Raw genomic sequence first — 15,061 nt, 5'->3', positions numbered from 1 at the left:
ATGAAACTAGAAGCGAAGCATTATACCGCGATACAATACTTGTCACTACCGCCGGGGGAGCGCCCACCAATCACGGAGATAGCGGAGGAGTGCGGCGTAACACCGTCCGCTATTTACCAGTGGAAGCGCGATCCTGCGTTTGAGGCGGAACTAAAACGTCAAATTGTCCGTAATAATGTCGATGATTTGCCTGCGTTGATTGCAGTCTTACCGGAAATTGCTATCGCTGAGAAAAATGCGGCTATGGCGAAGCTTGTGCTTCAGATTCACGGTATGTTGTCCGACAAGGTCGAAGTGACTACGAATGCCAGCAGCGAGAGCGGCACGGATATTGAAGCGCTCAAAGCTCGTATCGAGGCGTTGAAAGTACGTAAAGCTGGCGATGAATAAGCGATCGAGCCGCCGCCTACCTCTCAGCGATATTCACTACGCGGCTATTGCATTACTGTCCGATGTTAAGCGACCGAGCCACAAAGAAATAGCGCGTCGGCTCGGGATTACGCGGATGACGCTTTATCGTTACCGTAAACGGCCGGACTTTCAACGTGAGCTGAAACGAGAGATCAAACGACGGACCGAGGAATTAATGCGTGAGAATCGCGGAAGGGCTCGCGTTCGTGCAGCGCGGGATATCGAGTGGTTTTTCCGTGAGTCCGGTCTATCGTAAAGTAAACGAGAAACGGGCGTAATGGGCGATGGGCGGCGTAGTGGTGCAGAGTTGCTGCGTCAGTTAACGTGTTACAAAAGTTCAAGTAGCGTGAATTTTCCTACACGAGCCTCCTGACGCGTGACCCCTTCGGAATTTTTCGGAGTGAACGGACACATAGCGGATTTACGCTATATGTTTCGGCTGCATACGCCATGTATAACGGACGTGAGAACCAGCGTATTTGATTGCATACGTTACCAGCGGGTAGGCGGCTGGATAGGGTGTAGAGCCGCGTAGCTACGGGATTTATACGGCTTATACGCTGGTAATGTATATACAGCGAATACGGTACGTTTATACAACGCGGTAGGAACCGCATAACGGCGCGGCTTCCGAGCGCAGACTTGTTCGCATAATATGGATTTTGTGAACATGTCCGTGAATATCGGCTGCATAAAAGGCGGACGGGGGCACGTATGGCAGCGTGTGTCCGATCGAAAATAACGCTTATTTACGCTATCGAAAGCGATTGAATGAGCGTCTTTTTGCGTGGAGATAGCGAGTGCCGTACCCCCAAGGGCCCCTGCGCGCGGCCCGGAATCTGGTGTACAAAATTTCGGCGTATCAAAATAAACTTCCGAAAATAATAGAGCGCTCGTCTCTTCGGGGGCGGGCGCTTTTTCTTCGTTTATAGGTGCGTTGCTCCGATCATATCCCCGTGCTATAATCGCTATGTATTAAAATACCAAACCGTAGGGCTTCGTACAATCCGTAGGTCATCGTCTGAATGTCCGTCATAGGCTACGTCTAGGTTTCGGGATGATAGCGGAGATTAAACGCACTCGTAATGCGTAGGCCGGGGGTTCAATTCCCTTCACCAGCATTCTATGAAACTCAAGCACAGCGCGGCTTCCAAGCTTTTTGGAGGCCGCGCTTTTTTGTTGGAGTGAGGAGAATGCAAACAGTTTGCAAACCTTTAGTCTAGTAAATGTAAAAAAAGGACTCAATGGGCATTTAGCCGGATAGAGTCCTTCTTGTTGTTTATTTAGTTAAATACTCACTTACTTCAAAGGTAAGGATTTTATTGAAGATTACGTAGTCCTACCGGTTGCTGAATGGACCTTTGTTGTTATTATGCTTATCAATGGCAAAGAATGAAGCACCTCTGCCGGCATCTTTAGCATCATACCAAGCGATGAAGGCATTCAGTTCTTTTTTGCTCAGATCGAACTCTTTATCCAATCCATTGTCCATCGGAAGGAGTCACAATCTCACCTGAAAGATCGCTTTTCATAGTGAATATACAATTTCTCGAAAAATTAAGTATCTTACGGGAACTTTACCGGAACGCACTTAATTTCACCAATTCTGTTGTGATTTAAAAGAAAAAGCCCCGAAGGGCTTACTTTGTTAAAATTATTGATTTTCTTTTGAAAGAAAAGAAGCTGCTAACAGTGTAGTATTCGTATAACCACCTGAAACATTTTCATACGAAAAATTAGCGATAGGAACTCCAATAACTGAAGCAACGTCTCCTTCAAAGATTTCTCCACTTGCACCTGGATATACTGCCATTACTGTATTATCATTTTCATCACTAATATAAACGATAGCCATTGTCCCTGCAGCAATGTTATCTTCTTCTATATCTATTACATCGCCGCTTATTTTTACAAATTTGTTTAAGTATAAATTCAGATTTTTATTTAAGTGTTTTGTTGTTACAGATTTGTCTACTAGATTAATGACTTTGCTTTTATCTGTTGAAGGAAATAAGTCACTGTTTTTAACAATGAAGTCGTAAGATGCTTGCTCCATAGAAGCTTGATCTTCTGTTAAAACAGGTGTCCCATTTTTCATGAATTCGGCAAATAAATATTGTTGATCTGTGACCTGATTATTTTTAGAACTTTGCTGAGCAGTATTCTCATTGCTCGCTGTTTGTTCTGTAGCAAAGGATGTACTTGAAGAATTAGACCCTGCTTTTGTTGTTTCTTCTTTTATATTGCTTCCACAAGCTGTTAGAACTACAGAAAGTAGAGTAATCAATAAAACTTTCTTTGACATGATGAATTCTCCTGTGAGTATCCTCATCGGTTGAGGTAGTTGCTCATTTTATCTTGTTACCTTTATTATCGAATATTGGTGTTGAATGTGTAATACTTTTCAAGTTTTACATCAATGATAATAAACTGTGGCTCATTCTATTCTAGAGGCATTTCATTAATATGTGATATCGGACGTACTGCATTGCTAAAAATTGTATAAATGATTCAGTCTGTCAGATCAGACTATGTCGCAAAGCCGGGGGTTTAATTCCCTTCACCAACACATTACAAACTCAAGCACAGCGCGATCTCTACGCTTTTGGAGGCCGTGTTTTTTTGTGTAAAAATGGAGGGTGTGATGGCATTAAAAAAAATAAATATTCTATATTTTTTGTTTGTGCTAATATATCTCTATTCAATTACAACTAGAAAAGAGGATATTGTGTGCACCATGATAAGGAATTAAAGCTTGCAGAAACAAATATTGCAAAAGGTATTGCTGTAATACTACTTTTGATTCATCACCTCTTTGCTTTTCCTGACAGAATAAAGTACGACTATGTTTCATTATTTAGTTTATTTCATGAAAGAGGGGAGTTCTATCTAGGACATTTTGGCCAAATAGCAATATCTATTTTTTATTTTTAAGTGGTTATGGGTTATATAAGAGCAATATTCAAAATCCACATCATTTATTGCAGAAAAGCTTTACGAGATTAAGCAAAATAATGATAAATTACTGGGTTGTTTTTTTGCTTTTTATTCCAGCCGGTCTATACTTCTTTGGAAATTCTGATAGATTTCAAAATAATTCAATAATGGATTTTTTGCGGAATTTTATAGCACTATCAAGTTCATATAATGGTGAGTGGTGGTTTTTATATGATTATATTCTGCTGCTATTAATTTTTCCGGTCACCTTCCAAGCCTTTCAACGTAACGCGTGGGTAACTCTACTAATTGCCGGTCTTATTTTTTATAATTCATATTCACAAGGAAATTATTACAGTATTATGTATTGGCAGTTGCCGTTTCTGATAGGGTTGTTCTTTGCTAAATATAAATTGTATTCATGGATGAGTAAGATTTATAATTCCATAATATTCAATAATATACTATTTGATATTATAATAATTGTAGTGTTATTTCGCTTTCGTACTACGAGTCAAATATTTGAGAAGACAACGATTGATATTATAATAGCCCCTGTATTTATCCTCGTTAGTATTCATTTAATGAATAAATTAAAACTAACCAGACCTTTTGCTTACCTAGGTAAAAATTCAATGAATATTTGGTTAACCCACACCTTTTTTTGTTATTATTATTTTCAGAGTATTGTCTTTTTTCCCAAGGTATCTATCTTGATCCTGTTGTGGTTAACGTTGTTAACGGTACTTACTTCAATTATAGTTAACAGCATCATTAGTCTTATTAATAACAAAGTGTACACTAGAAATATTGATCTAAATCCAAACAAAGTTGGGGGCCAAGTGTAGGTTTCTATCTGTTTGAAAAAGACTACTGAATACGTCACGGACACTCATTCGAGAGTATTTTATTAAACTTAGGCGCAGCTTCCAGTTTTTTTTTGAAGCCGCGCTTTTTTTGTTGAAATAAGCGATTTGCAAACAGTTTGAAACCTTTGGTCTAGAAAAGTGTATTGCCCAGTAGTGCAATTTAGGCGTGATTTCGAGATTAGAGTAAATGTAAAGAAGGACTTCATTGGCATGTTAGCCGATATGAAGTCCTTATTAATGTTTATTTAGTTGAATACTCGCTTACTTCAAATGTAAGGATTTTGTTGAATATTACGTAGTCCTTACGGTTGCTGAATGGACCCTTGTTATTATTGTGTTTATCAATGGCAAAGAATGAAGCACCTCTGCCAGCATCTTTAGCATCATACCAAGCGATGAAGGCATTGAGTTCTTTTTTACTCAGATCGAATTCTTTATCAAACCCATTGTCCATCGTTACAGTTAGAATAGATCGGTCGCCAGTTGGTTGCGAGGAACCATCTGTATCCGACGGATCAGGCTTTGTAGATGGATCAGGTGTTGTAGATGGATCAGGTGTTGTGGATGGGTCAGGTGTTGTAGATGAGCCCGAATCTTGATAAGGCAGAAAACCTTCAGGCATTGGATATTTAAACTCACTTGCCCCAAAATTAGCAGTATATACAACAGAGCCATTTAATTGATCGTTTCTTATGTAGGGATATACAGTATCGCCTAATAAAGAAGGAGTATACTTAGAAATACCTTGTGAAACTCCATTTTTGTAAAAGGTTATTGTATTATTACTTAGATCTAAAGCGACCGAAATGACATCATTTACTGTATAAACGGCCCCGTAATTATAAGTTCCTGTGCTAAAAGATTGGCTCGTAGGACCATTACTATCTCCATGATAACCAGTGTACCTGATTTGTTTTTTCTTGTCTGAATTTGCGACTCCGATATCGCCGCTTCCTTTATTAAGGGTTACTTCCTAATACCATTTCCCTGAGCTTTTACCTACATTAGCAATATCGGTTTGATTCCATTCAGGAATTGTTTTTGTTAGAGATCCATCTGACCAGGTCACATTGGCAGTTTCTGCTTTTGTAACTACAGGAAATAATGAGAACACGGAAACTCCAATGAATAAGGCTAACAAGATACTCCCAAACTTTTTGAACATTATATTATTCATGACTTCCTCCTAAATATATGTAATAACAACTGAATTATAGAACCGAATTAAAGGGATGTATAAACATTAATGTCTATATATTCAAATATAAGTTTAATAGTGAATTTAAATTTTTAGAGCATAGTAAGGTGCTTTACTGTTATAGATATGGTGATTTTTATTTTGTTTTGTAATGACAACCGGCTTAGAAAAAGAATTCGACCTGAGCATGAGAGAAGTCAATGACTTAATTGCCTGGTACGAAGGCAAGCAGGCTGGTTCTGGATCGGCTTCATACGCAATCAACAAACACGACAACAATAAAGGCCCATTCAGCAGTCGTAAGGACTACATGCTGTATGATCGTATCCTAACGTTTGAAGTAAGTGAATACTCTAAATAAAGCGAAGTAACCTGTTCGTTACGGCAGGGTACTTCGCACATTTTATCACGACTTTTCTTCTACCAAATCTTCTACCGAAATACGGATATCTACACTACCAGTAGGAACCTTATTCTTGATAGTGCAGGCTATAGGCCCCTTTTAAAACCTATTAAAACTCTATTTCGACGCACCTCGTAATGCGTAGGCCGGGGGTTCAATTCCCTTCACCAGCATTCTATGAAACTCAAGCACAGCGCGGCTTCCAAGCTTTTTGGAGGTCGCGCTTTTTTGTTGGAATGAGCGATCTTCTAACTAGGCGATATGTTGTTCCCACAGCATACGCATGAAGCTTTTCAATTCAACCTTCGCCTTGCTTACACAATGGGGATTTTTGGTCATTAGATGAGCAGGTGTTACTTGATCCGATCGCCAATAATGATCGTATGGTTGTATTACATAAGGAAATACGCCCGTTGAATAGGAAACATAATATTTCACTCCTTTTTTCGATAAATTTGTATACCACATGCATCTGCAGTGCTACATTATTCGAACTCATATTGTTGGGTGAATGTCCATTAAAAAAGTCATCTTCTATCAAAACTTCTAAACAACTACGGAATTAGATTAGTATTAGACGTGGGATTCGATATACATAATGACAAGGCATATTCCATATGACTAAGTAAGTGCTTTTTGCTCACATAGAGGAGGGATATGCTTGGATGCATTCGTTGCACGCTCATTGGATGAGATACGATTTTGGTCCAGGATCATGAAGGAGCATTCATTTTTTTGGGGTTAGGTTTTAGAGCTGAAGATACTCAACTCATTACAGAAGCCAATCAGTTTTACGCTATTTTTGAGGATATTGAGAGAAGATCACACGGTTTTAATATCGATACAGACCCTCACACAATCAAAGAGTTTAATACGGAGGTCCGGAATGCGGCGACTAATATTTGGGCGTTTAAGAGAATGGTATTGGGCCTTATATTGCAATGCAAGCTTCCCGGACAAACCAATTTCCCTTTACTGGTAGATCATGTGAGCCGGGAAGCGAATTATTTCAGAAACCGTTTAGAGGAACTCAATTCGGGAAAGCTCGAACCATTACCCGATGCAATTATTGATGAAAATGTATTTTTCTTAAAATCATGGCCGATCACGCAAAATTTATAGGCCATTTGCTTGATCCATCCGAACGTAAACTGGTTGAACAAGCTAGGGAGTTTAGCAATGATTTTGATACACTGATGTTTCAAGCAATTGATTTAAGTCATATGCGGCCACAGTCGCAGACCGTTCCACTCTTGAGTCAATTTGTTGATGAAAACCGTGTCTCTGTTAAGTCCTTGCGTGATTTTAAGAAAACAGCGCGTGATTTAATCGACGAATGCCGAATAAAAAGTATTATCCATCCTTTATTAGCTGATCATGTATTTCGTGAAGCTGAGCGCTTCCTTTTTATTCTCGATATGTTTGATCAATCTTTATCAGGTGTTAAGGTGAATAAGAAAGAAATCATGCACTGATATGCTGTCGCTGATGTGTAGCATAAATAATTAAACGTAATCCTTCAGACTGGGACACAGTATTCCCCAACAGGAGGTGCGCCAAGACCATATCTTTTAAATCCTAAACAGGTGTCGAAATTTATAAATCAGTCCAGTGGTTAGTAACCATTCAGGATGTGAACCCGTCTGAGTATTCAGGGGGGGATGATCAATGAACAGCTTCACGTTGTTTAGACGAACTATAGCAGTAGCTAGTACAGCAGTGTTACTATTATCCGGCTGCACGCCAGCGAAGGACGAGGAACATGAAAAATCGTCTGTAGAATCCACACAAGTGGGGCCATCGGATAAGCACGAAAAAGAGTGTTCAAATGTAACTATTGATTACGCATCTTTAGCAAAATGGAATGGCGTTACCTATAGGGCGAGCTATGAGAACGACAATAGTAGCTTGCACAAAGGGGAGAAAGTTGGCGCAATTTTATATCGCATTTTTCCGAAGCCTATCCTAAACTGAACTACGTTCCATTTGACCAAATGTACAAGGGAACAGCTACTATCTCCAAATTGAAATGAAAGACGGATCAACGAGAAACCTTGCCTATCATATCCAATCTAAAGCCTTCTATCCTGCCGGATATGCTACTCCTGAACTGGCTCAGCTTGTGGAAGAACAACGTAAACGAATATACGCTAAATAAAGGACTACAGCTCAGAATTATCCTTCCCGATCTCTATCGAAAATACTTCTTTAAAACCTCTCTCACCATCTGCTGTAATGTATATTGCCCGGGTTTTGGGCAGGCGTTGAATCCAGTTTAATTCTAATAATCTGTCCAAAAGAGCATTCCCCAAGGCTCCGGCCAGATGGTGGCGTCGTTCACTCCAATCTATGCATTTATATGAGAAGGAGCGGCGCTTTTTTTTCGTTGCTTCAAGGTCAATTTGAAAGTCTGCAAAGAACGCCCTCCCTTTTTCAGTAACAGAGAACCCGTCCCGATCCTGCGAAATGTAATCTTTTTGAATGAGAGAAGCCGTTAGCTGTACACCTAAATGACCTGCCAGATGATCGTAGCAGGTTCTTGCCTGACGTATGGCTTTGTCTTCGGAAGCATGCTGGAATGACTTGATTGGAACAGGTGGAGCTATGGATAAAAATGACTCCATTACCCGGGCAACTTCGGGATTTTGAATGCCGTAGTAACGGTGACGCCCTTGTTTCTCCACAGTAACGACTTGAGCCTCGGTCATTTTAGCCAAATGGAAGCTGGCGGTTTGTGGTTTGATGCCTGCCATATGGGCCAGCTCGCTTGCAGGATGAAATCTGCCGTCTAATAAGGCGGTTAAGATGGCTGCGCGGGAAGGCTCGCTGACGAGAGAAGCAATCATGGCTACATTTGATTTGGCGCTCATGGCACAGTTATCCTCCTTTGTAATCCATACTTCGATGAAGATTGAAGTATTTATATTCTACAATAAGGAGGCAGATCTGAACAGAAGGAGAAGGGATAATGGACCAAATGAATCAAATGAATTTCAGCCCAGACATCAAAACGATTAAACCTAGCATTTTATATTATGGAACCCCTGTGATTTTACTCAACACGCTGAATGAGGATGGAACGACCAATATCAGCCCTATTTCCTCCTCATGGGCATTGGGAGATTGTGTCGTACTGGGTATTGGAATAGGTGGGAAAGCGTTTGAAAATATGAAGCGGCATCCCGAATGTGTGATTAACATTCCGGGACCTGCCTTATGGGAGCATGTGGAGCGGTTGGCCCCCTACACGGGCAAAAATCCCGTACCCGAGGATAAGCAACAAAATGGCTTTACCTATCAGAAAGACAAGTATGAGATTAGCGGACTAACTTCGATTGACTCTAATGTGGTCAAGCCCGCTCGAATTAGGGAATCCCCTATTCAAATTGAAGCGAAGGTGAGGGATGTACGGATTCCTGATCATTCTCCTTATTTTGCAATCGTTGAAACCCAAGCTGTACAGGTGCATGTTCATCAGGATATGATCCTCGGTGATAACCACATTGATCCGGCAAAGTGGAGCCCACTCATCTATAACTTCCGCCATTATTTCGGCCTTGGTGAGCAGTTGGGCAAAACCTTCCGGTCTGAAACCTGATGTTTTAGAAAATTTATAATTTCCTACCTGAATAATGAGAATTATCTTCCCAAATCGTTCTTTTTGTGCGAGAATGATTGAAAAATCATTCATGATTGCGCATACAGAAAGAGAAGATTCATACAGCACGTATAACAAGGGAGGAAATAACCATGTCAGAAGATCGTAAGCTGTCATTCGAAACTCTCGCTGTCCATGCCGGACAACAAATTGATCCTACTACCTTTGCCCGCGCTGTTCCGTTATACCAAACCACCTCGTATGGATTTCGGGATGCCGAGCATGCGGCTGATTTGTTTTCGCTAAAAGAGTTCGGCAACATTTATACGCGCCTGATGAATCCGACCACGGATGTGTTCGAGCAGCGGATCGCAGCTCTGGAGGGAGGGGCTGGCGCGTTGGCAACGGCTTCGGGAGCGGCAGCCATTTCCTTTTCCATCCTGAACATTGCGGGAGCAGGGGATGAAATTGTGTCGGCATCCAGTCTATATGGCGGTACATATAATTTGTTTTCCACGACGCTGCCGAAGCTGGGCATTAAGGTGCATTTTGTGGATTCGGATGACCCGGAGAACTTCCGCAAAGCCATTACGGATAAAACGAAGGCGTTATTTGCCGAAACGATTGGCAATCCACAGGGCAATGTGCTGGATGTGGAAGCTGTAGCAGCGATTGCGCATGAATACGGTATTCCGTTAATTGTAGATAACACGTTCCCAAGCCCGTACTTATTGCGTCCCATTGAATACGGAGCGGATATTGTCGTGCATTCTGCGACGAAATTCATTGGCGGACACGGAACGTCCATCGGTGGGGTGATCGTGGACAGCGGCAAGTTTGACTGGAAAGCAAGTGGCCGTTTCCCGGGACTGACCGAGCCGGACCCGAGCTATCATGGGGTTGTATACACCGAGGCGGTGGGGCCTATTGCATACATTATCAAGGCGCGGGTACAACTACTGCGTGACCTGGGAGCAGCTATTTCACCGTTCAACTCATGGCTGCTGCTTCAGGGCTTGGAGACACTCCATCTGCGGCTGGAAAGACATAGCCAGAATGCTTTGAAGGTAGCGCAATATCTCGAAGGCCACAAGGATGTGGAATGGGTCAGCTACACTGGATTGCCAAGCCACCCATCCTACGAGTTAGCCCAAAAATACTTGCCGAAAGGGCAAGGGGCGATCCTGACCTTCGGCATTAAAGGCGGCAGTCAGGCGGGAAGCAAGCTGATTGAAAATGTGAAGCTATTTTCCCATCTGGCAAATGTAGGTGATTCCAAATCTCTGATCATTCATCCGGCTAGCACAACCCATCAACAGTTGAATGCGGAGGAACAGGTTGCTGCTGGAGTCAAGCCAGAGCTGTTGCGTTTATCTGTCGGGACGGAAGCGATAGACGATATTTTGTACGATTTGGAGCAGGCGATCGCGGCCAGCCAGCAGTAGTTAAGTGAGCAGAGGGTAGCAGGTGGAGCTTCTGCGGCGGCAAGATTGGTAGATGGAATCTGCTGTTAACGGTCATTAGTGGTGGTAGAAGAATACAAGCAGGACAGCGCCGATGCTGTCCTTTTTTGCTTGGAATCTGCCAAGTTTTGTGTCCTGCAATGGCTCGTTTTCAGCCGTGCAAATGAAAGAGACTTGTGGTTATTTGTACAACAGATCAAGGACGGCGGTTTTTAAAATAGTTCATAACCCAACCAATGTGATTGAGATGGTCTGTCACTTCGCCATGCAGGGCACCAAAAAAAGTATCTTGAAGCTCTACGTCAACGGCACCTTTTTCTGCCAGTGCATGGTAAGCCTGCTTAAGCTCTTCTTCGCTGTCAAAATCGAGAATGATTTGTACATGTTGGGCTCTCAGCGGTTTACCATAGGAATCGGAAAAATGGATGTGACTGCTGCCCAAGTGAAGCTCAGCGTGTAAAAGCTTGTCTTCCTGCTTGTTCAGTACTTTAATTTCTCCGCCCAAAACAGACTGATAGTAATCCACCGTTTGCTGGACATCGTTCACAATGACAAAGGGACTTGCACTTCTCATGGGTTCATCTCCTTTGGGGTCTTTATGTAGTTACTATACATTATTTACGTTGCCGGCAGGATTTACCCCTTTTCATTTCAAATTATGGCTTGGTTCACTGTGTGACGTCTGTTACAATAGAAGTGACATTTACAAATGGATAGAAAAAAGATCGGACGGTGAGCACTTCTATGCTGTGGGAAGCGACTATATATTTTGTGATTTTGGTAATTTCCGCTCTAAGCGTGATTGCGGTATCAGGTAACCGGAGGACTGCGAGTACAATTCTTCTGGTGCCCATCGTTTTATTTTGTACGATATTTATGGTGCAAGGTTCAGTACTTACAGCGGTGAAGCACCCGACGATGGGCGCTAATGTTGGTTCGGGCATGGCATTTTTAACAACTTGGGTAGTTACTGGAATATTGTTTGCCGTAACGATTGTGATTGCTTTCATTAAATATAGCAAGAAAAACAAGGCGTAATTCAGCCTTAACCTCAGATGAAAAAGGGCTTTTGGTCTTTGGCCGAAAGCCCTTTTTGTATCCTTTTTTCAACAATGCGGGATGTCTTCGTTTATCTGCGTCTTCTCATGAACAATACAACAACCAGCACGACGATGATGACGATCAATAGAAATTTCATATTCGATACCCTCCTTGGTCTGTCTCTTATTTGGTATTAACCATATTTAATTAGCATGTACCGATTTACCTCAAGAAGATACCTGTTGTGGAGCGTTTGGAAAAAAATAAAGCTGAGCTCCAAAAAGAGGTTTACAGGATTAGTTGGGAAGTGTATACATAAAGTAAGGAGGCGATTGCCATGAGTGATCGTGGATTTCATCTGTTCTATATTATTTTCCTGACGGTTCTTGCACTAGGAAGCGTGGGTGGAATTGTTTGGTGGCTGCGTTCTGTTGGTCGTCAGGAGAAAGAAAAAACTGAATTTGAAACGGACGTAAAAGTCCAAAATGCAGCTTCCAGTAGGAGGGTGCATTTTTATGTGCTATAATGGGAACATATGTTCTTTATGATGGGAGGAAAGACGATGTTGCCTGATTTGGAACGAAAGCTGTTACGGATTTTGTATAACTATTTTGCCCAGCATCGCCATATGCCGACGATGACGGAATTGACCATCAAAACGGGGAAGAGGGACAGCGAGATTACAGCCGCTTTGCGGCATATGGAACAGGAGCGTTATATTACATGGGAAAATAACTCCAGTACTCAGCATGTGGTCTTGCTGGAAGGGTGGGAGCGTCCTTCAACGGATAGGTTCACCCGCCCGGAAACAGGGCGCACAACTACTCCAACCACGCCGCAGGGCGGCACAGAATACTGGACGAATTATTAAGTAGAACTCAAAGCTGGAAAAAATTAATGAGTTTTTAAGGTGCATATCATTTAGTTTTAAGAAAGAGTGACTATAATGACCTTATTAACCCCTTTTTGATCAAGCTATAGACCCTGCCGATGTATTGGCAGGGTCATTTTTTGGCTATAGATGCTTTCGATGGTGCTTAACAGAATACCTATGTACATTAAAAATCCCCGGGGATCATCCGGAGGATGGGTGCAGCTTGCGTGAACTGCACGGCCTGCTCGAACTTCATGGTTCGACGGCATAATATATATTCAACCCTGCTGCCTTGCATAATATGGTCAGCATGTTCATAAGGGGCAGTCCGATTCCACTGCTCATTTTCCAAACGACAAAAGCCCTACCTCTCTTTCGTCCTTGCGGCTCCGATGACCGCGCCAGTGTGAATGTGAAAATCTTCGGCAAAAGCTCAAAATTCTACATTAGGGTTATACATAAAATTTGGAGAAGCTCCATGCGGTGATTAGGAGTATAGCTTGTTGCGCGGAATCCTATGGGGTTTAATACATACTTTAATAGTATAGCAAGAACGATTCTGAAATGCAAGGCTGCAATTTCTCAATCTATATATGGTTGATTAAAATTCGCTTATAGGATTTATGCAAATTGCTCAAGCAAGAAGGTTAACTTTTGCCGACCGGACTCCGATATTGAATAAACAAGATGTTTTGTGAGTGTACGGATGAAAAGAGGGGTAGCATTTTGCCGATCTATAAGCGTTTTATTCAGCATGTTATCCTGAACTATATTATAGGTTCGTTTATAGCTGTTCTGTTGGTAGGCGCGATTTTTTTATTTTCCACGTTAAATGTAGCCCATTATGAATTTTTAGGTCTTATGAAGATCATTGCTTTTTCCAGTATTATTATGATTGTTTGCGAAACGCTGGTATTTAGGATGCATTTGGGACCAGTTCGTCACTTTTTTCTGGATAAGCGGACGACGTTCGAGGATGTAGAAGCGATGTATATACGGATTCACCGTCTGCCTATTCTGTCTGTGTTACGTATTATGGGACCGCATTTGCTCGGTTTTTCCATCCCGGTTGCTGGTATGGCCATATGGATGATTCATACCAAACAGCTCACCCTGCCCTTCTATTATGTGGGAATTGCCTGTATAGGGGCTTGTCTGGTTGCTTCGATGCACGCGATGATTGAATTTTTTCTGACGATGAGGGCGATCCGTCCGTTGCTGATAGAAATTAGAGACCGAACTTATCAGAAATATGGAATTAACATATCGCTTCGGGGACGGGTATTACTATCGCTCCGGCACAAATTTCAGCTGAGTGCAACGTTGATTGGTGCTTTTCCGCTGTTTTTGTTTTGCCTGGCTACGCAGATTCGGCTGGAACGTCTGGATGAGACGCTTTCCAGCTCCTATTGGGTATGGGCGGGCACGATTTTACTATTTGGTGTGGCCTTTGCTTATCTGGGAGGTTGGCTGTTAACCCGTGAGATTGAGCGGCCAATTCACCATTTGCTGGAAAAGATGAATGAAGTGAAGGAAGGCCGCCTGAACGATAAGGCTAGCGATTTGTACTCTGACGAATTTGCGAAGCTGGTTGAAGGCTTTAACATCATGGTCGAGGGATTGAAGGAACGGGAAGACAAAAACAGTCAGCTACAGGAAAGTTATTTCGCCACCTTGGCGGCAGCACTGGATGCGAGGGACGCTTATACCGCAGGACATTCTTTGCGTGTGGCTGAATACTCGGTGATTATTGGGCGAAGGGGCGGCTTGAACGAGATGGAGCTCGACCTTTTGCGCAAAACGGCATTGCTGCATGATATCGGCAAAATCGGCGTAGCCGATGCCGTGCTGCTCAAGGATGGCAAGCTGACGGACGAGGAATTTGACCAGATTAAAATGCACCCGGTCATGGGAGAAAGCATTCTCCGCCAGGTGGAGCCGGCTGATGCCATGGCTCCTTATTTGCCCGGCGTGCGTTCGCACCATGAGCGTTATGATGGCAAAGGATATCCAGACCAGCTCTGCGGGGAGGATATCCCGCTATTTGGACGGATCATCGCGGTAGCGGATGCGTATGATGCGATGACGTCTGACCGCCCATACCGGAAGGGTATGCAGAAAGAAAAAGCGGTTATGATATTGGAAGAGGGAAAAGGAACCCAGTGGGACCCTTACTTTGCTGAATTATTTGTCGAAGAATGGCGCCGGAACAAGGGCATCATGAGTTGACCCTATACTGTATATCCACCAGGGCGAGCCGTTGCGGT

Annotated in this window: 14 protein-coding genes, 1 tRNA gene and 4 pseudogenes; 14 read left to right on the top strand and 5 right to left on the bottom strand. The window is 42.5% G+C overall.

Annotated elements, in window-relative coordinates; all coding sequences use genetic code 11:
- The 3 genes from ASL14_RS09540 (at position 1) to ASL14_RS27165 (ending at position 1,529) form a co-directional block, all read left to right on the top strand.
- On the top strand, positions 1-390 hold the full coding sequence (locus ASL14_RS09540) for a phBC6A51 family helix-turn-helix protein (RefSeq protein ID WP_134911397.1): 390 nt from the start codon (positions 1-3) through the stop codon (positions 388-390).
- Entirely contained in the window at positions 383-667 is a 285-nt protein-coding gene (locus ASL14_RS09535; protein WP_134911396.1) for a phBC6A51 family helix-turn-helix protein, read from the top strand. Before ASL14_RS09540 ends, ASL14_RS09535 begins: the two co-directional genes overlap by 8 nt.
- An 801-nt stretch (positions 668-1,468) precedes the next feature.
- Positions 1,469-1,529, top strand: a tRNA-Thr gene (locus ASL14_RS27165).
- 221 nt (positions 1,530-1,750) lie between these two features.
- Here ASL14_RS27165 and ASL14_RS27330 read toward each other — a convergent pair.
- Both ASL14_RS27330 and ASL14_RS09530 read right to left on the bottom strand, forming a co-directional pair.
- Positions 1,751-1,903: pseudogene (locus ASL14_RS27330) on the bottom strand (SPRY domain-containing protein); the annotation flags it as partial.
- Positions 1,904-2,065: 162 nt separating this feature from the next.
- Positions 2,066-2,716, bottom strand: a complete 651-nt coding sequence (locus ASL14_RS09530; RefSeq protein WP_134911395.1) for a hypothetical protein — start codon at positions 2,714-2,716, stop codon at positions 2,066-2,068.
- 425 nt (positions 2,717-3,141) lie between these two features.
- Between ASL14_RS09530 and ASL14_RS27980 the strand changes: the two genes are divergently transcribed.
- Entirely contained in the window at positions 3,142-3,345 is a 204-nt protein-coding gene (locus ASL14_RS27980) for a hypothetical protein (RefSeq protein WP_223264271.1), read from the top strand.
- A gap of 47 nt (positions 3,346-3,392) precedes the next feature.
- Positions 3,393-4,196, top strand: a complete 804-nt coding sequence (locus ASL14_RS09525) for an acyltransferase family protein (protein WP_237171627.1) — start codon at positions 3,393-3,395, stop codon at positions 4,194-4,196.
- 262 nt (positions 4,197-4,458) lie between these two features.
- Here the strand turns inward: ASL14_RS09525 and ASL14_RS09520 are convergent.
- A pseudogene (locus ASL14_RS09520) lies at positions 4,459-5,394 on the bottom strand (SPRY domain-containing protein).
- A gap of 172 nt (positions 5,395-5,566) precedes the next feature.
- Here ASL14_RS09520 and ASL14_RS27975 point away from each other — a divergent pair.
- From ASL14_RS27975 to ASL14_RS09505, 3 genes and pseudogenes are all read left to right on the top strand, one after another.
- Positions 5,567-5,776 (top strand): annotated as a pseudogene (locus ASL14_RS27975) (fibronectin type III domain-containing protein); the annotation flags it as partial.
- Between the two features lie 703 nt (positions 5,777-6,479).
- Positions 6,480-7,293 (top strand): annotated as a pseudogene (locus ASL14_RS09510) (DUF2935 domain-containing protein).
- A 193-nt stretch (positions 7,294-7,486) separates the two neighbouring features.
- Entirely contained in the window at positions 7,487-7,792 is a 306-nt protein-coding gene (locus ASL14_RS09505; RefSeq protein ID WP_134911394.1) for a hypothetical protein, read from the top strand.
- A gap of 188 nt (positions 7,793-7,980) precedes the next feature.
- Here ASL14_RS09505 and ASL14_RS09500 read toward each other — a convergent pair whose 3' ends face one another.
- Positions 7,981-8,688 carry an ArsR/SmtB family transcription factor gene (locus ASL14_RS09500; RefSeq protein WP_134911393.1) on the bottom strand — a complete coding sequence of 236 codons (708 nt, stop codon included), beginning with the start codon at positions 8,686-8,688 and terminating at the stop codon, positions 7,981-7,983.
- 98 nt (positions 8,689-8,786) lie between these two features.
- Here ASL14_RS09500 and ASL14_RS09495 point away from each other — a divergent pair, with 98 nt between their 5' ends.
- Complete coding sequence (locus tag ASL14_RS09495; RefSeq protein WP_134911392.1) at positions 8,787-9,416, top strand: flavin reductase family protein; 630 nt, start codon at positions 8,787-8,789, stop codon at positions 9,414-9,416.
- Between the two features lie 152 nt (positions 9,417-9,568).
- On the top strand, positions 9,569-10,861 hold the full coding sequence (locus ASL14_RS09490; RefSeq protein WP_134911391.1) for a homocysteine synthase: 1,293 nt from the start codon (positions 9,569-9,571) through the stop codon (positions 10,859-10,861).
- A gap of 214 nt (positions 10,862-11,075) precedes the next feature.
- Here the strand turns inward: ASL14_RS09490 and ASL14_RS09485 are convergent, their stop codons facing one another.
- Positions 11,076-11,453: a VOC family protein gene (locus tag ASL14_RS09485; protein WP_134911390.1), complete on the bottom strand. Its 378-nt coding sequence runs from the start codon at positions 11,451-11,453 to the stop codon at positions 11,076-11,078.
- Positions 11,454-11,623: 170 nt separating this feature from the next.
- Between ASL14_RS09485 and ASL14_RS09480 the strand changes: the two genes are divergently transcribed.
- From ASL14_RS09480 to ASL14_RS09465, 4 genes are all read left to right on the top strand, one after another.
- On the top strand, positions 11,624-11,917 hold the full coding sequence (locus tag ASL14_RS09480) for a hypothetical protein (RefSeq protein ID WP_134911389.1): 294 nt from the start codon (positions 11,624-11,626) through the stop codon (positions 11,915-11,917).
- 340 nt (positions 11,918-12,257) lie between these two features.
- Positions 12,258-12,446, top strand: coding sequence for a hypothetical protein (locus ASL14_RS09475; RefSeq protein ID WP_134911388.1), 189 nt, complete (start codon positions 12,258-12,260; stop codon positions 12,444-12,446).
- A gap of 36 nt (positions 12,447-12,482) precedes the next feature.
- Positions 12,483-12,791 (top strand): LexA family transcriptional regulator, encoded by a 309-nt coding sequence (locus ASL14_RS09470; RefSeq protein WP_134911387.1) that lies wholly within the window; start codon positions 12,483-12,485, stop codon positions 12,789-12,791.
- 729 nt (positions 12,792-13,520) lie between these two features.
- Positions 13,521-15,023 carry an HD-GYP domain-containing protein gene (locus tag ASL14_RS09465; RefSeq protein WP_134911386.1) on the top strand — a complete coding sequence of 501 codons (1,503 nt, stop codon included), beginning with the start codon at positions 13,521-13,523 and terminating at the stop codon, positions 15,021-15,023.
- Positions 15,024-15,061 lie beyond the last annotated feature (38 nt).

It is taken from the genome of Paenibacillus sp. IHB B 3084 (genome assembly GCF_001447315.1).
GTDB lineage: Bacteria > Bacillota > Bacilli > Paenibacillales > Paenibacillaceae > Paenibacillus.
This window is presented reverse-complemented; position numbering and strand designations above follow the sequence as displayed.